The organism is Mesorhizobium sp. M0587, from assembly GCF_040320945.1.
Lineage (GTDB): Bacteria > Pseudomonadota > Alphaproteobacteria > Rhizobiales > Rhizobiaceae > Mesorhizobium.
On the sequence record NZ_JAMYQP010000002.1, the window covers coordinates 160,619 to 175,907 of the forward strand.

15 protein-coding genes are annotated in these 15,289 nt (G+C 64.5%); 10 read left to right on the forward strand and 5 right to left on the reverse strand.

The genetic code is table 11. From position 1 onward, the window contains the following. Positions 1–97 precede the first annotated feature (97 nt). The 6 genes from NKI49_RS02480 to lpxK all read left to right on the forward strand — a co-directional run bounded on the left by NKI49_RS02480 (position 98) and on the right by lpxK (position 5,690). Positions 98–1,441 (forward strand): TldD/PmbA family protein, encoded by a 1,344-nt coding sequence (locus NKI49_RS02480; protein WP_352598506.1) that lies wholly within the window; start codon positions 98–100, stop codon positions 1,439–1,441. Further along, on the forward strand, positions 1,428–2,231 hold the full coding sequence (locus tag NKI49_RS02485; protein ID WP_352598505.1) for a 3'(2'),5'-bisphosphate nucleotidase CysQ: 804 nt from the start codon (positions 1,428–1,430) through the stop codon (positions 2,229–2,231). Before NKI49_RS02480 ends, NKI49_RS02485 begins: the two co-directional genes overlap by 14 nt. Before the next feature lie 76 nt (positions 2,232–2,307). Beyond that, complete coding sequence (locus tag NKI49_RS02490) at positions 2,308–2,553, forward strand: DUF4170 domain-containing protein (RefSeq protein WP_352598504.1); 246 nt, start codon at positions 2,308–2,310, stop codon at positions 2,551–2,553. 5 nt (positions 2,554–2,558) lie between these two features. Further along, complete coding sequence (locus NKI49_RS02495; protein WP_352598503.1) at positions 2,559–3,350, forward strand: lysophospholipid acyltransferase family protein; 792 nt, start codon at positions 2,559–2,561, stop codon at positions 3,348–3,350. Continuing rightward, a complete protein-coding gene (waaA, locus tag NKI49_RS02500; protein WP_352598502.1) occupies positions 3,347–4,663 on the forward strand; it encodes a lipid IV(A) 3-deoxy-D-manno-octulosonic acid transferase in 1,317 nt (438 codons plus the stop codon). Before NKI49_RS02495 ends, waaA begins: the two co-directional genes overlap by 4 nt. 1 nt (position 4,664) lies before the next feature. Next, positions 4,665–5,690 carry a tetraacyldisaccharide 4'-kinase gene (gene lpxK / locus NKI49_RS02505; protein WP_352598501.1) on the forward strand — a complete coding sequence of 342 codons (1,026 nt, stop codon included), beginning with the start codon at positions 4,665–4,667 and terminating at the stop codon, positions 5,688–5,690. A gap of 21 nt (positions 5,691–5,711) precedes the next feature. Here the strand turns inward: lpxK and NKI49_RS02510 are convergent, their stop codons facing one another. Both NKI49_RS02510 and NKI49_RS02515 read right to left on the reverse strand, forming a co-directional pair. Further along, positions 5,712–6,104, reverse strand: coding sequence for a hypothetical protein (locus NKI49_RS02510; RefSeq protein ID WP_352598500.1), 393 nt, complete (start codon positions 6,102–6,104; stop codon positions 5,712–5,714). A 29-nt stretch (positions 6,105–6,133) separates the two neighbouring features. Then, complete coding sequence (locus NKI49_RS02515; protein ID WP_352598499.1) at positions 6,134–6,367, reverse strand: DUF2093 domain-containing protein; 234 nt, start codon at positions 6,365–6,367, stop codon at positions 6,134–6,136. A gap of 126 nt (positions 6,368–6,493) precedes the next feature. On the opposite strand from NKI49_RS02515, the gene NKI49_RS02520 reads away from it, so the two are divergent. Next, positions 6,494–7,078, forward strand: a complete 585-nt coding sequence (locus tag NKI49_RS02520) for a hypothetical protein (RefSeq protein ID WP_352598498.1) — start codon at positions 6,494–6,496, stop codon at positions 7,076–7,078. A gap of 39 nt (positions 7,079–7,117) precedes the next feature. Here the strand turns inward: NKI49_RS02520 and NKI49_RS02525 are convergent, their stop codons facing one another. Further along, complete coding sequence (locus NKI49_RS02525) at positions 7,118–8,044, reverse strand: LysR family transcriptional regulator (protein WP_352598497.1); 927 nt, start codon at positions 8,042–8,044, stop codon at positions 7,118–7,120. Between the two features lie 91 nt (positions 8,045–8,135). Between NKI49_RS02525 and NKI49_RS02530 the strand changes: the two genes are divergently transcribed. Beyond that, positions 8,136–9,029: a DMT family transporter gene (locus tag NKI49_RS02530; protein ID WP_352598496.1), complete on the forward strand. Its 894-nt coding sequence runs from the start codon at positions 8,136–8,138 to the stop codon at positions 9,027–9,029. Positions 9,030–9,063: 34 nt separating this feature from the next. Here the strand turns inward: NKI49_RS02530 and mutL are convergent, their stop codons facing one another. Next, positions 9,064–10,950, reverse strand: a complete 1,887-nt coding sequence (gene mutL / locus NKI49_RS02535; protein WP_352598495.1) for a DNA mismatch repair endonuclease MutL — start codon at positions 10,948–10,950, stop codon at positions 9,064–9,066. An 87-nt stretch (positions 10,951–11,037) separates the two neighbouring features. After that, the gene (locus NKI49_RS02540; protein WP_352598494.1) at positions 11,038–11,940 is read right to left on the reverse strand and encodes a LysR substrate-binding domain-containing protein; all 903 of its coding nucleotides are present in this window, start codon (positions 11,938–11,940) and stop codon (positions 11,038–11,040) included. Positions 11,941–12,031: 91 nt separating this feature from the next. Between NKI49_RS02540 and NKI49_RS02545 the strand changes: the two genes are divergently transcribed. Together NKI49_RS02545 and NKI49_RS02550 are read left to right on the forward strand one after the other, a co-directional pair. Then, positions 12,032–13,582 carry a trimethylamine methyltransferase family protein gene (locus NKI49_RS02545; RefSeq protein WP_352598493.1) on the forward strand — a complete coding sequence of 517 codons (1,551 nt, stop codon included), beginning with the start codon at positions 12,032–12,034 and terminating at the stop codon, positions 13,580–13,582. Positions 13,583–13,623: 41 nt separating this feature from the next. Next, positions 13,624–15,273, forward strand: coding sequence for an ABC transporter substrate-binding protein (locus NKI49_RS02550; RefSeq protein WP_352598492.1), 1,650 nt, complete (start codon positions 13,624–13,626; stop codon positions 15,271–15,273). Positions 15,274–15,289 lie beyond the last annotated feature (16 nt).

The following is a 15,289-nucleotide window of genomic DNA, read 5'->3' on the forward strand; positions in this document are numbered from 1 at the left end:
GCATTTTGATTGAAGCCTATGCCATTGCACAAGGCGGACCGGAACAATAGATGGTGGGCGGCGGCCATGGGCCGGCCGCAACAGCAGGATCTCGCGCATGACCGATACACCAGACGCAGCTAAATTGACCGACCGCGTCACGGCTCTGGTCGAAGCTGCCAAAAAGGCGGGCGCCGATGCCGCCGATGCGGTTGCCGTGCGCGGTCGCTCGACCGGTGTGTCGGTGCGTCTCGGCAAGGTCGAAGCCACCGAAGCGTCGGAGAGCGAGGATGTCTCGCTGCGCGTCTTCGTCGGCCAGAAAGTGGCGAGCGTCTCCGCAACAGCCGCATCCGATCCCACCGCACTTGCCGAGCGCGCTGTCGCCATGGCCAAGGTGTCGCCGCAGGATCCCTATCAGGGCCTGGCCGATCCGGCACTGCTTGCCAGGCAGACGCGCGACCTCGACCTGTTCGACGCCACCGAAATATCCGCCGATCAGTTGAAGGAGGCGGCTCTGGCGGCGGAGGCGGCGGCGCTTGCCGTCAAGGGCGTCACCAATTCGGCCGGCAGCAACGCCAGTGCGGGATTGGGCGGACTGGTGCTGGCCACCTCGCATGGCTTTCTCGGACACTATGTCGCCTCGCGCTTTTCGCGCTCGACCAGTGTCATTGCCGGCGAAGGCACCGGCATGGAGCGCGACTATGAATTTTCCTCGCGCCAGCACTTTGCCGATCTCGATGCGCCCGAGGATATCGGCCGCAAGGCCGGCGAACGTGCCGTGCGCCGCATCGGCGCGCGCAAGGCGGCGACCGGACCGATCGACGTGGTGTTCGACCCGCGCGTCGCGCGCGGCATCGCCGGCCATCTTGCCGGCGCCATCAATGGCGCTTCCGTCGCGCGCAAGACGTCGTTCCTGCGCGACATGATGGGCAAGCAAGTCGCCGCAGCCGCCATCACCGTCACCGACGAGCCGCTGAGGCGCCGTGGCCAGGCTTCGCGTCCGTTCGACGGCGAAGGCATCGAGGGCGAGAAGCTGTTGATGGTCGAGAAGGGCGTGCTCAACCATTGGTTCCTATCGACATCGGCCGCGCGGGAACTGGGGCTCACCACCAACGGGCGCGGCGCGCGCAATGGCTCCTCCGTCTCGCCGTCTTCCACCAATCTCGCCATCGAGCCGGGCGAGCGTTCGCCTCAGGACCTGATCGGATCGCTCAAGACCGGCTTCTATGTCACCGAGGTGTTTGGCCAGGGCGTGGACATGGTCACCGGCGAATACAGCCGCGGCGCATCCGGCTTCTGGATCGAGAACGGCGAGCTTGCCTATCCCGTCGCGGAGGTCACCATCGCCTCGAACCTGAAGACCATGTTCCTCAACATGGTGCCGGCGAATGATCTCGACCGCAATTTCGGCACTGCCGCTCCCACGCTTCTGATTGAAGGCATGACCCTTGCCGGAGCATGAACTGACCACCGCAGGCGCCACCCAGGACTTGCCTCTGCTGCGCGACGCTGCCCGCGAGGCGGGTGCCATCGCGATGCGCTACTTCGGTCAAAACCCGCAAGTCTGGATGAAGGGCGGCACTTCGCCGGTCAGCGAAGCCGACCACGCCGCCGACGCCTATCTGCGCCGGACGCTGCTTGCGGCACGACCGGAGTATGGCTGGCTGTCGGAAGAGACGGTAGACGACCCCGTGCGGCTTTCGGCGCGACGGACCTTCGTTGTCGACCCGATCGACGGCACGCGCGGCTTTCTGGAGGGCCAGCGCACCTGGTGCGTCAGTGTTGCCGTCGTCGAGCAGGGCCGCACGCTCGCCGGCGTGCTCGAATGTCCTGCGCTGGACGAAACCTATTGGGCTTTGCCCGGCCAGGGCGCCTTCCGCAACGGCAAGCGCATCACGGTTCGCGAACTGACCGGCACGGCCGAGATTTCCGGACTGAAGCAGTTGATCGATTTGATGCCGGCCGAATGGCAGCGGCGGCTGAAGCGGGCGCCTTACAGTCCTTCGCTGGCCTATCGGCTTGCCATGATCGCCAACGGTTCGCTCGATGCCACCTTCGTCAAGCCGAACGCGCATGACTGGGACATTGCCGCCGCCGACCTCATCCTGCGCGAGGCTGGTGGCCAGTTGCTCGACCGGCATGGCCGCGCCCCGCTCTATGCCGGCGAGGTGATCCGCCACGGCACGCTAGCCGCCGGCAGCGGCGAACTGCTGGCGGTGCTTGCCGGCGTCATCGCCGGGCTGGAGGCGTGAAAGCGTTTTCGAAGGTTCCAAAGTCGGCGGCTTTGGTCTAGACCTGTCACAAACTCACGATATGTGAAGGACCGACATGGCCGCGGAAGACGGAAAGAAACAGCTTTTGCATCTGGTGTTTGGCGGCGAGCTGAAGACGCTTGGCGGCACCGAATTCCGCGATCTCGAGGCGCTCGACATGGTCGGCATCTATCCGGACTATCAATCCGCGCATGCGGCGTGGAAGGCCAAGGCGCAAGCCAGCGTGGACAATGCCCATATGCGTTATTTCGTCGTTCACCTGCACCGCCTGCTGGATCCCGACAACAAGGCCGTCGGTTGACTTCGATGGAGCATGACCTGGCGAAGGAGCGAGCCGGCGGCGCCGCGCCCACGGGCAGGGGGCGCAGCCGCGCGACCAAGACCTTCTGGCGCAAAATTCGCGAACCGCTGGCGCAGTCGCGATTCGTCAAGAACGCCATTGCCAGCCTGTTCGCCCAGTTCGTGCGGCTCGTGCGGCTGACCAATCGCGTCGTGGACGGCTCGGCGCGGTTTTCGGGCGGTGCCTATGCGCAGTTCGAGCCCGGCATCATCGCTCTGTGGCACGGCCAGCATCTGCTTACGCCAGCCTACTACCCCAAGCGAAAGCCGTTGGTCGCCATGGTCTCCCGTAGTGCCGATGCCGAGCTCAATGCGCTGATGCTGGAGAAATTCGGTATCGAGGCGGTTCGCGGGTCCGGCGGGCGTGAGAATGCGAGGCATCTCGACAAGGGTGGCGCCAAGGCGCTCATCGCCCTGAAAAAGTCGCTCGGCGCCGGCAAGAACGTCGCCATGATCGCAGATATTCCGCATGGCACGCCGCGCGACGCGGGGCTTGGCATCGTTCTCCTGGCGCGGCTGTCCGGCCGCCCGCTCCTGCCTGTCGCCATCACCACCAGCCGCCGCAAGGTGCTGGAGAAGAGTTGGGACCGGACCACCATCAACCTGCCGTTCGGCCGCTCGTCGATCGTCATCGGCACCCCGATCTTCGTGGCGGCCGACGCCGACGATGCGGAGATGGAGCGCAAGCGCCAGGAAATCACGGTCGCGCTCAACGCCGCGACGGCCGAGGCTTACCGCCTCGTGGATGGTCCGCGATGAGTGGCCGCTGGGCGCGCGCCATGCTGTCGGCCTACCGGTTCGCCGGCGCGGCAGCCTATCCGCTGGTTGGGCCCTACGTTGCCTGGCGTACGTCGCGGGGCAAGGAAGACCGTCACCGCCGCCGCGAGCGCTACGGCGTCGCCGGCCGTCCGCGTCCCGAAGGGCCTGTTATCTGGATCCATGCGGCGAGTGTCGGCGAGACCATAGCCGTCGTACCGCTGGTCGAGAGCATTCTCGATTACGGCGTCAACATCGTGCTGACGACCGGCACGGTCACCTCGGCCCAGGTCGCCGACGAGCGGCTCGGCAGCCGCATCATCCACCAATATGTGCCGCTCGACCTGAAGCCGGCGGTCAGCCGGTTTCTCGATCACTGGCAGCCCGACCTCGCCATCATCGCCGAATCCGAGATCTGGCCGATGACCATCCTCGAGCTTGGCGCGCGCCGCGTGCCACAGGTGCTGGTCAATGGCAGGCTCTCCGACCGCTCCTTCACCTCGTGGAAGAAACGGGCCAACATCGCCGAGGCACTGTTCGAAAATCTCGCTCATGTCGTTGCGCAGTCCGATGTCGACGGTGAGCGCTTCCTGGCGCTCGGCGCCCGGCCGGTCACGGTGTCAGGCAACCTCAAGGTCGACACCAACCCGCCGCCAGTCGATGAACGGGCGCTGGCGGCGCTGAAACGCCAGATCGGCGAGCGCCCGACCTGGGCGGCGATCTCCACCCACGACGGCGAGGAAGTGGTCGCGGCGGAAGTCCACGCGACGCTGCACAGACGTCACCATGGCCTGCTGACGATCGTCGTTCCGCGCCATCCCGATCGTGCCGAGGCGCTTGCCGCGCAGATTTCCGGCATGGGCCTGAAGGTGGCGCGGCGCAGCAAAGGCGACAGGATCGCGCCCGACACCGATATCCTGCTCGGCGATACGATCGGCGAGATGGGGCTTTATCTCAGGCTGACCGAGATCGCCTTCGTCGGCCGCTCGCTGACCTCCGAGGGCGGCCAGAATCCGCTTGAGCCGGCCATGCTCGACACGGCGGTTCTGGCGGGCCGCAACGTGCAGAATTTTCGCGAGGCCTATCAGCGCCTGCTCGACAGCGGCGGCGCCAAGCTGGTGCGCGATCGCGACATGCTGGCCGGCGCCGTCAATTTCCTGCTGACCAATGAAGTCGCTCGCCACGAGATGATGGCGGCAGGGGCGGCAACCGTCGACGAGATGCGCGGCGCGCTGGCGCGTACGTTGAAGTCGCTCGAACCCTACATCCAGCCGCTGGTCGTCAAGTCGCGCCTGAAGGGCGCGAACGGGCGTTAACGTGGCCTCCGAAGCGCCACCCTTCTGGTGGGAGGAGCCGGATTGGCGGGTGGCGGCGTTGTCGCCGCTGTCGGCCGCCTATGCGCTCGTCGCCGGCCGCCGGATGCGCCACGCCACGCGCGAGAAGGTCGAGGCCCCGGTGCTTTGCATCGGCAATTTCACTGTTGGCGGAACCGGCAAGACGCCGGTCGCCATCGCCCTGGCCACGCAGGCCAAGCGCATGCGGCTCAATCCCGGTTTCCTGTCGCGCGGGCACGGCGGCTCGTTCGCGCAGCCGCATATCGTCGATCCGTATCACGACGCCGCCAGGCATGTCGGCGACGAGCCGCTGCTCTTGGCCGAACATGCGCCGGTCGCGGTGACGCCGAACCGCGCTGCCGGCGCCCGGCTGCTCATCGAGGCCCATGGCTGCGATTTCCTGATCATGGACGATGGATTCCAGAGTGCTCGCATCCATATCGACTACGCCCTGGTCGTGGTCGATGCGCGCTACGGCATCGGCAACGGCCGCGTCATTCCCGGTGGGCCGCTCAGGGCCAGGATCGTCGACCAGCTGGTCTTCACAAGCGGGCTGCTGAAGATGGGCGAGGGCGCGGCCGCCGATGCCGTAGTCCGCCAGGCGGCCCGCGCCGGCCGGCCGATCTTTGAGGCGCATACCGAGCCAAGCAGCAGGCACGGATTTGCGGGGAAGCGATTTCTCGCCTTCGCGGGCATCGGTCATCCCGCGAAATTCTTCGACACGGTGCGCGAGGCCGGTGGCGAAGTGGCGCTCTCTCGGCCCTTTCCGGACCATCATTTCTACGCCGAGGACGAGCTTGCCGAGTTGATGGCGACGGCACGCGCGGAAGGGCTCGGCCTCATCACCACTGCCAAGGACGCCGCCCGGCTGCGCCACGGCGCATCACAGGATTTTCTCGACCGACTCGACGTGCTGGAAATCGACACGATCTTCGAGCTCGACCACGTGCCGGAGCGCATCATCGACGAAACCCTCGACGCCTGGCGCCAGCGTAAAATGCGGAGATAAGGTTCTTTCCCAGAACTGTGATTAGCGTTCCAAGTCGCGGATGAGATGGTCCAGTTCTGCAAGCACTGCCACGTTGCCGCCGTCGGTCCAAAAGGTGCGAGCTTCTCTTGCAACGCGCAGCACAAAGGGACGCTTTGTTCTTAGCGAGCGCAGTTCATTGATTGCGGCGAGCTGAGCCCACATGCCGTGCTCATAGTTCTTATTGTTCAGGATGCCGAGAATTTCGCCAAATCGCACCCACTCTCTCTGTTGTTGTTCGCGAAAATAGGTCCACGCGCGCACAGCATTGGCTATTGCCCAACCGAAAGTCGATCCAGCTATCGTGCCGATGGCGGCCCATTGTTCGACTGCCCATCCCATCGATAACCCCCATTCTCGAATACGTAGAGAACGAAGCTGATATTCCAGCGTCAATCTCTATCTGCAAACATTAAGAGATTGGTCTAGCTGCGCTTGCGCAACTCCGGATGCAGCTCGATCTCGCGGCGCAGCGAAGCGGCGGCGTTGACGTAGGGCTCCTGCCTGGCGACGCTCCAGTATTTCAGCTCGTCCAGTAGGATGTTTTCGCCGGTCACCGCGCAGCGCACGAACGAGCCAGGGCTGGTGACCTGAAAATCGCCGTCGAGGTAGCGGATACGGGCTTCCTTGCCGCCAGGGCCTTCGAAACGGTTCATCATGCGGTGGTATCGAGGTTCATGGAGATTTCATCGCCACAAATTGCCGGCAAGGTCAAGCATGCGGCAAGCCTGAGACAACGCTGATGCGCTAGTCATAGGCTGAAAAGCGCTTTTGTTGGGGGAATGATGGATATTTCTTCCGCCGGCCTGGCTTCCTTGCTCAAAGAGGCGATGACGTCGCAACCCCCGCCGTCGGCGAAGGCTGATCCGGCCAGGACGGCGCTGGTCAAGGAATTGATCCAGCCCCCGACGCCCTCTTTGTTGACACAGCGCACAGCGCCGGCGCTGTTGACCATGCCGGCGGCGCCGGTGGCCGCCAAATCGCAGCAGATTGCTTCGGCTGCTATCGTCGAGGCCTATCTGGCGCAGCTCGAGACGAGAGAAGAGGCGGCCCTGACGACGGTCGTGGCGAGAATAGCAACGCCCGAGGCCGAAACGAGGCGAGGCGTGTTGCCGCCTCCGACAACGGCCAACGACAACGCTCCCGCCAGGGTTGCGGCGTTATCATTGCTTGCGTTTATCCCACCCCGGGATCCGGTGTCGCGCAATGCCGCCTTGGATATGCCGGCTGGACGGAGAAGGCCGGCCGATCAATCCCATGCCGCGGAACCGGGCACCGAGCGCCTGCTGGTGAAAATTGGCTTTGTTTCGGCAATGACCGGTTTATTGGCGACCATGGTCGTCGGGTTCGTTCTGCTGTTGCTTCGCTGAACTTCGGTTCGACTGGTCCTCGGGATGCCGTCCGGGAGCTTATCTCTCGGCTTCGATGAACTCCTCGATCTTCGCTGGCGCCAATCCAGCCTGCTGCGCGATGCGGCGGGCGAGGTCGGCGGCGGCGGTGCGTGGCCGCCCCATCGGCCGGTCGAGCCAGTAGGACACCGGATTGAGCGCGGTGCGTTCATCGACGGGCGTTATGCGGCCCGACTTCAGCTGGTGCCCGGTCAGCGGCGGCCGCGCCAGCGCGATGCCGAGTCCATAGGCGGCGGCGTCGAGCACCAGATTGTAATCCTCGAAGCGGCGGTCCTGCGGGCGTGGGCGGTAGTCCATGCCTTGGGCTGCGAACCAGGCTCGCCAGGCCGACGCGTCGGAATCGTTGATCAGAGGAAATTTGAGCAGCCGGGCAGGGTCGCCGCGGCCGATCTCGCGCGCGAGTTCCGGTGAAGCGACGGGGAAAACATGCTCCTCGAAAAGCTGCACCGAGATGCGGCCCGGAATGCCGCCACGGCCGCAGCGGATCGACAGGTCGATACCCTCGTCGGCAAGGTCTGCCTGGCGGATGTCGACATCGAGCACGATGCGCAACTTGGACGGGTTGTTCTCCAGCGCCGCCATGCGCGGCATTAGCCACAACCCGCTGACCGAGGGAATCGAGGTCAGCCGAACCACCGCGGTGCCGCGCGGCTCGACCCAGCGGTCGGAATGGCTCGATATCAGCGCGAAGGCTTCCGCCGTGCGCAGATGCAGCCGGTTGCCCTCGATCGTCAGCGAGACGCCGCGCGCGCCGCGATCGAATACTTTCAGTCCAAGCCAATCCTCGAGCTTGGCGATCTGCCGGCTGACGGCGCCATGGGTGATGTTGAGTTTCTCGGCCGCCGCCGAAAAGCTCCCGGTGCGTGCCGCGGCATCGAAGGCGCGCAGTGTTTCGAGAGGCACCATCGTGTCTGAGCTGTGATCCATAGTCACAGGTGATCCTCGATTTGGTCGTTTGTCAACCAGCCCGAAAAGGCGTTTTCTGCATTGCGAGGCCAAGGAACACGAGGACAGCGAGATGAGCGCGACGACGGGTACGTTGAATTCGACACAGCGGATGGATGCCAGGGCAGCCATCGCCGTGGCGCTGACGGTGGTCGGCTGGGCGTCCGCCTTTCCTGCGATCCGCGCCGGCCTCGCCGCCTTCGGACCGCTGGAACTCGGGGCGTTGCGCTTTGCCATCGCCGCTGTGCCGGCGGCGATTTTTCTTGCGGTCAAGCGTCCGGCACTGCCCAGGCTCGACGAAGTGTGGCGCCTGGCCTTTGGCGGCGCCATTTTCGTGGCGCTCTACACCGCAATGCTCAATTTCGGCGAACTGACGGTCTCGGCGGGAGCCGCCGGCTTCATCATCAATGTCAGCCCGATCTTCACCGCTATCATGGCGATGGCGCTGCTTGGCGAACGTTTCTCCGGGATGGCATGGCTCGGCACCGCAATCTCTTTCGGCGGCATCGGCATCATCGCCATGGCCGACGGGCACGGCCTGCATTTCAACGCCGGGGCGCTGCTGGTGCTGGGTTCGGCGTTGTGCTCGGCCGTCAACACCATCGTCCAGAAGCCGCTCTTCGCCCGTCATCACCCGCTGACCATCGCTGCGTCCAACATGGTGCTCGGCGCGCTCTGCCTGTCGCCCTTTCTGCCAACCGGTCTGGCACAGGCCGCGGTTGCCGACACCGCTGGCCTCGGCGCCGTCATCTTTCTCGGCATCGTGCCCAGCCTGATCGCCTATGCCGCCTGGGCGACCGCGCTGTCGCGACTGCCGGCGGCGCGCGCCTCGAACTTCCTCTATTTGGTCTCGCCCATGTCCGCCCTGATCGGTTTCTTCTGGTTGGGCGAAGTGCCGACGCTGCTCGGCATCCTCGGCGGTGCGCTGGCGTTGGGTGGTGTGATCGTGGTGAACTTGAAGAGATAAACAGCGGGAGAGAGTTGTTTGCTGCCCGCGTCCTTCAGCGCCGCCCGAACAGCCGCTCGATGTCCGCCAGTTTCAGCTCGATATAGGTCGGGCGGCCGTGGTTGCAGGTGCCGGATCCGGGCGTCGCCTCCATCTGCCGGAGCAGCGCGTTCATCTCCTCGGCCTTGAGCAGGCGGCCTGAGCGCACCGAGCCGTGGCAGGCCATGGTGGCGGCGATCTTGTCCAGCCGCTCCTTCAGCGTCTCGACAGTGTCATTGTCGGCGATCTCGTCGGCGAGGTCGCGCACCAGTTGCTGGACATTGGTTTCGCCAAGCATCGACGGCGTCTCGCGCACGGCGACCGCGCCAGGTCCGAAGCGCTCGATGCCGAGCCCAAAGCGCGCCAACGTCTCGGAATGCATAGCCAGCCGCTCGGCGTCTTCTTCCGGCAGGTCGATGATCTCAGGCAGAAGCAGCATCTGCGAGGGCACGGGGCGCGAATGCAGTGCGTTCTTCAGCGCCTCGTAGACCAGCCTTTCATGCGCCGCGTGCTGATCGACGATGACGAGCGAATCCCTGGTCTGGGCGACGATGTAGTTCTCGTGCACCTGTGCGCGCGCCGCGCCCAGCACCGTGCCGAGCAGCGTTTCGGCCGCCTCGCTCTGCCCGGCGCGGGCATCGGCGCTGGCAAGCGGACCCGCATCGAACGCAGCTTGGTCGTTCTCGTGCAAACCGCGATGGCCGAAGCCCGCGCTCTCGAAACCCATGTCGAGCGGTCGCTGCGGCGATCGTGCCGGATCGAAACCATGGTCGAAACCGGCGGGGCCTGAAGCCCGGTACGCTGCCTCATAGCTGCGATGACCGTTTGCCGGCCCGCCGTGGCTGTATGGTGCGGCTCCCGGCCGGAATGCCGCCATCATGCCGGCGGCTCCCGAAGTCGCAGCGCGGATACCGGCATCGGCCAGCGCCTGGCGGATCGAGCCGACGATCAGCCCACGCACCAGGCCAGGATCGCGGAAGCGTACATCCGCCTTGGCCGGATGAACATTGACGTCGACGATGGCCGGGTCGAGCGTCAGGAACAGCACGGTGACCGCGTGGCGGTCGCGCGGCAGGACGTCGGCGAAGGCGCCGCGAATGGCGCCGGCAATCAGCTTGTCGCGCACCGGACGGCCGTTGACATAGGCATATTGCTGCAGCGCGTTGGCGCGGGTGAAGGACGGGATCGACACGTGCCCGGTCAGACGCACGCCTTCACGCATGGCGTCGATGGCGATCGAATTGTCCGGAAATTCGGCGCCCATCACCTGGGCGACCCGGCGCAGGCTGCCTTCCGGACTGTCATCCGTCGCCGGCAATTCCAGTGTCGAGCGATCCGAGCCTGCCAACGTGAACCGCACGGAGGGGAAGGCAATCGCGATGCGCTTGACCACGTCGCTGATCGCCGAGCTTTCGGCGCGCTCGCCCTTCATGAATTTAAGCCGGGCCGGCGTGGCGAAAAACAGATCGCGCACCTCGACCGTGGTGCCGCGATTGGCAGCCGCCGGCCTGACGGGCAAGATACGGCCGCCTTCGATGCCGATCTCGGCGGCGCCGTCACTTGTTGCCGTGCGCGAGCGAATCGACAGCCGCGACACCGAGCCGATCGACGGCAGCGCCTCGCCGCGGAAGCCGAGCGAGCGGATGTCGTGAATGTCCTCGGCGAGCTTGGAGGTGCAGTGACGCGCAATCGCCAGCGCCAGCTCTTTTTCGGGGATGCCGGAGCCGTCGTCGGTAACGCGGATCAGGTTCAGCCCGCCGCCCGACGTGACGATTTCGACTTTGCTTGCGCCAGCGTCGAGCGCGTTCTCGACCAGTTCCTTGACCACGCTTGCCGGACGCTCGATGACTTCGCCGGCGGCGATCTGGTTGATCATCGTTTCGGAAAGCTGGCGAATGGGCATGGAAGCACTATAGGCGGATTCGACTTGCGAGCGGGAGGGGTGAATTGCGGTGACCGCGACAAGGCGACCAAATGGATCCTTCTCGCCTCACGCCTGCGCCGCCAGCCAGTCCCGCACCTTGCGGGCATTGTCGCTGAGCTCGCGGTTCTTCGGCCAGATGACATAGAACGCCTTGCCGGTCCGCAGCACATGATCGGTTACCGGCACCAGCAGGCCGGACGCCAGCAGCCGCTCCGCAAGGTGTCGCCAACCTAGAGCGATGCCTTGCCCCTCCATCACGCCCTGGATCACCAGGCCATAGTCGTTGATGCGCAGGCCGCGTGCGGTATCGCCGAGGCGGGCGCCGGCCGATTCGAACCACTCATCCCAGCTCGCCGCCTCGCGATAGGGCTCCTCGAGATGGATCAGGCGGTGCTTGGCCAGTTCAGCGACGGTTCCCGGCATGCCGAACTTTGTCACATAGCTGGTGCCGGCGACCGGGAAGATCTCCTCGTCTGCGAGCGGCAACGAATGGTAGTCCGCCCAGTCCCGTGGCTCGCCGCCGCGCACTGCGAGCGGGATACCCTCGGCGATGATGTCGAGATCGCGATCGGCGGTCTGGATGCGCAGGTCGATGCCCGGCAATTCGTCACGGAATTGCTGCAGGCGCGGCATCATCCAGAAGGAGCCGAAAGCCGTCGATGCGGCAAGCGTCACATGGCCGCCAGTGGCTTGCAGGCGCAGATCTTCCGCGGATTTGCGAATGTGCGAAAGGCCGAGCGAGACGTCGGCGTGGAAACGCTCGCCCGCTTCCGTCAGGACGACCTGGCGGTGGCGGCGCTGGAACAGCTGGGCACCGAGCTGTTCTTCCAGCCCGCGCACGGCGTAGGAGACCGCCGCCTGCGTCATGCCGAGCTCGCGTCCGGCGGCGGTAAAGCTCGACAGCCGCCCGGCCGCCTCGAAGACGATCAGGCTGCCGGCCGAAGGCAGGAGGTGGCGTAGGCTTCGCATAAGCACAGCTTATACAAGAGATCAGGATTTTCCAGCGTCACATCAGGATTTTGTCTCGTTAGGTTGGCGCCAAGAGTGGGATGGAGCTGCCATGAACGCACCGGCCGTTGAAGTGATCGAACATGCAAACCGTCGAAGCGGCGGTCGTCTCGGACGCAAGGCGTTGCGCGGCGCTCCCGTGACGTCGTTTCCGACGCTGGTTCGCCAGATTCCCGTCTACCAGATGGTCCCCGACGAGGCGGTCGAACTGATCCACCAGGAGTCGCTCGCAATCCTCGAGGAGGTGGGGTGCGAGTTTCGTGACGACGAGGCGATCGCCATCTGGAAGGCGGCCGGCGCCGACGTCTCTGAGACACGAGTCCGGATCGACCGCGCCCTCCTGATGGAGCTCGTCTCGAAGGTTCCGTCGGAATTCACGCTCAATGCCCGCAATCCGCAGCGTTCGGTGCGCGTGGGCGGAAACAACTCGATCTTCGTGCCGATGTATGGCGCGCCTTATGTGCGTGACCTCGACAACAACAGGCGCTACGGCACGCTCGCCGACCTGCAGAATTTCCACAAGTTGGCCTACATGGCGCCGGCGCTGCATTCGTCGAGCTCGATCATCTGCGAGCCGATGGAAATCGCGGTGCCGAAGCGTCACCTCCACATCATCCATTCGGCGCTGAAGCACTCCGACAAGCCGTTCATGGGCATCGTCACATCCAAGGATCGTGCCGAAGACACGATGGCCATGGCAGGCATCGTGTTCGGCGAGGACTATGTCCGCGACAACCCGGTCCTGGTGTCGATCACCAACTGCAACTCGCCGCTGGTGTGGGATGCCACCATGCTGGACGCGATGAAGGTCTATGCGCGCCATAACCAGCCGCTGATACTGGCGCCCTTCGCTCTCTGTGGCGCCTCGACGTCGGCATCCGCCGTGGGAGCGGTGGCGCAGGTCAACGCGGAAGCGCTAGCGGGCATCGCCTTCACGCAGCTGCTGCGTCCGGGTTCGCCGCAGATCTACGGACAGTTCATGGTTACCGTGGACATGAAGACCGGCGCCCCGATGGGCGGCACGCCGGAGGCCGCCCAGATGATGTATCTGATGGGAGCGCTGGCGCGGAAATACCGGCTGCCGTGGCGCACCTCGGGCTTTCATGTCGGCTCGAAGCTGAACGACGCCCAGGCGGGCTACGAAGCGAACATGCTGATGCATGCAGCCATCCTCGCCGGCGCCAATTACATCTGGCACTCCGCCGGATGGCTCGAGGCCGGCCTGACCTGCGGCTATTCGAAATTCGCGACCGACTGCGAACAGCTTGTCGGCTGGTACAAATATGCGGGCGGGCTCCCGTTCGACGATTTCAAGGAAGCGATGGCAGCGATCCGCGAGGTCGGGCCGCAGGGCCATTTCCTCGGCACCCAGCACACGCTGGAACATTTCGAGTCCGCTTTCTTCATGCCCAGCATCATGGACTTCAACTCGTTCGAACAGTGGAAGGCCGAAGGCGCGAAGGACCACGATACGCGTGGTCGCGAGAAAGCGCGCAACATGCTCGCGGATTATGAGGAACCGAAGCTCGACGACGGCATCGCCGATGGCCTCAAGGATTTTATTGCGCGGCGCGAGGAGAGGCTGCCGGACAGCGTCAGTTGATGCAGAAGGCGAGCGCCCAACGCGAACAAAGGGAGGAAAAAATGACATTCTTCAGAAGCAATGGTGATCGCGTTCCGAGTGCCATCGAGGCGATGGCCGAAGAAGCACGCGCAGGCCGGATCGACCGGCGCGAGTTCCTGGCACTGGCAAGCGCCTTCGGCGCATCGACGGCCCTTGCCTACGGCATGATCGGCCTTGCCGTGCCGGACCAGGCGGTGGCGCAGGAGCCAAAGAAAGGCGGAACGCTGCATATATCCATGTCGGTGAAGGCGCAGAAGGATCCGCGCACTTACGACTGGGTGGAACTGGCGAACATCTCGCGCTGCTGGCTGGAGCCGCTTGTACGCTATACCAGACAATTCACGTTCGAGCCGGTGCTGCTCGAAAGCTGGGATATCAACGACGACGCCACCGAATACGTGCTGCATGTGCGCAAGGGCATCACCTGGAACAACGGCGATGCCTTCAGTGCCGATGATGTGGTGCAAAACCTGACGCGCTGGTGCGAGAAGAGTGTCGCCGGCAATTCCATGGCCGCACGCGTCGGTGCGCTCATCGACGCCAAGACCGGCAAGGCCAGGGATGGCGCGATCACCAAGGTCGACGACAACACCGTCAAGCTGAAGCTCAGCGAACCCGACATCTCGCTGATCCCGAACTTCACCGACTATCCGGCGCTGGTGGTCCATCGCAATTTCGACGCCGACGGCGCGGACCCGGTCAAAAAACCGGTCGGCACCGGCCCCTTCGAGCTGGTGTCCTATTCGGTCGGCCAGAAAGCGATCGTCAAGCGCCGCGAGAATGGGAAGTGGTGGGGCGGGGAGGCACCACTCGATGGCGTCGAGTTCATCGACTACGGCACCGACTTCAATGCTTCGGTGAACGCATTCGATTCCGGCGAGATCGATCTCAACTTCGAGAGCCCCGCCGACTTCATAGACATCCTCGACAAGATGGGCCTGGAAAAGTCCGAGGTGGCGACAGCGACCACGCTCGTTGCGCGCACCAACATCACGCATAAGCCCTACGATGATCAGCGGGTGCGCAACGCGCTGCAAATGGCCGTCGACAACAATGCGGTTCTCGAACTTGGCTATGCCGGGCGAGGGACCATCGGTGAAAACCACCATGTCAGCCCGATCCATCCGGAATACTATTCGCTGCCCAAAAAGACCCGCGACGCGGCCGGCGCCAAGAAGCTGATGGCGGAAGCCGGACAGGCCGACTTCGAGCATGAACTGATCACCATCGAGGACGATTGGCAGAAGAACACCGGCGACGCGATTGCCGGCCAGCTGCGCGATGCCGGGATCAAGGTGAAGCGCACGGTGCTGCCGGGCTCGACCTTCTGGAACGACTGGACGAAATATCCCTATTCGATGACGATCTGGTACATGCGCCCGCTCGGCGTCCAGGTGCTGGCGCTCGGCTACCGCAGCGGCGAGGCCTGGAACGAAACGGCCTATGCGAATCCAGATTTCGACGCCAAGCTCAAGCAGGCTCTTTCGCTCATCGACGTGGCCAAGCGGCGCGAGGTGATGAAGGACGTCGAACAGATCCTGCAGGATTCAGGCGTCATCATTCAGCCCTACTGGCAGAAGCTCTACAGCCACATGAACAAAAAGGTGAAGAACTACGCTGTCCACCAGACCTTCGAGATGGACCTCCAGAACGTCTGGCTGGACGGCTGAAACAAGGTGCAGCGGG

Excerpts from the sequence above, each read along its gene's own strand:
- NKI49_RS02540 (WP_352598494.1), bottom strand. The coding sequence starts at position 11,940 with ATGCGAAGCCTACGCCACCTCCTGCCTTCGGCCGGCAGCCTGATCGTC.
- NKI49_RS02545 (WP_352598493.1), top strand. The coding sequence starts at position 12,032 with ATGAACGCACCGGCCGTTGAAGTGATCGAACATGCAAACCGTCGAAGC.
- NKI49_RS02495 (WP_352598503.1), top strand. The coding sequence starts at position 2,559 with ATGGAGCATGACCTGGCGAAGGAGCGAGCCGGCGGCGCCGCGCCCACG.
- NKI49_RS02550 (WP_352598492.1), top strand. The coding sequence starts at position 13,624 with ATGACATTCTTCAGAAGCAATGGTGATCGCGTTCCGAGTGCCATCGAG.
- NKI49_RS02480 (WP_352598506.1), top strand. The coding sequence starts at position 98 with ATGACCGATACACCAGACGCAGCTAAATTGACCGACCGCGTCACGGCT.
- NKI49_RS02490 (WP_352598504.1), top strand. The coding sequence starts at position 2,308 with ATGGCCGCGGAAGACGGAAAGAAACAGCTTTTGCATCTGGTGTTTGGC.
- NKI49_RS02520 (WP_352598498.1), top strand. The coding sequence starts at position 6,494 with ATGGATATTTCTTCCGCCGGCCTGGCTTCCTTGCTCAAAGAGGCGATG.
- NKI49_RS02515 (WP_352598499.1), bottom strand. The coding sequence starts at position 6,367 with ATGATGAACCGTTTCGAAGGCCCTGGCGGCAAGGAAGCCCGTATCCGC.
- NKI49_RS02530 (WP_352598496.1), top strand. The coding sequence starts at position 8,136 with ATGAGCGCGACGACGGGTACGTTGAATTCGACACAGCGGATGGATGCC.
- waaA (WP_352598502.1), top strand. The coding sequence starts at position 3,347 with ATGAGTGGCCGCTGGGCGCGCGCCATGCTGTCGGCCTACCGGTTCGCC.
- NKI49_RS02525 (WP_352598497.1), bottom strand. The coding sequence starts at position 8,044 with ATGGATCACAGCTCAGACACGATGGTGCCTCTCGAAACACTGCGCGCC.
- mutL (WP_352598495.1), bottom strand. The coding sequence starts at position 10,950 with ATGCCCATTCGCCAGCTTTCCGAAACGATGATCAACCAGATCGCCGCC.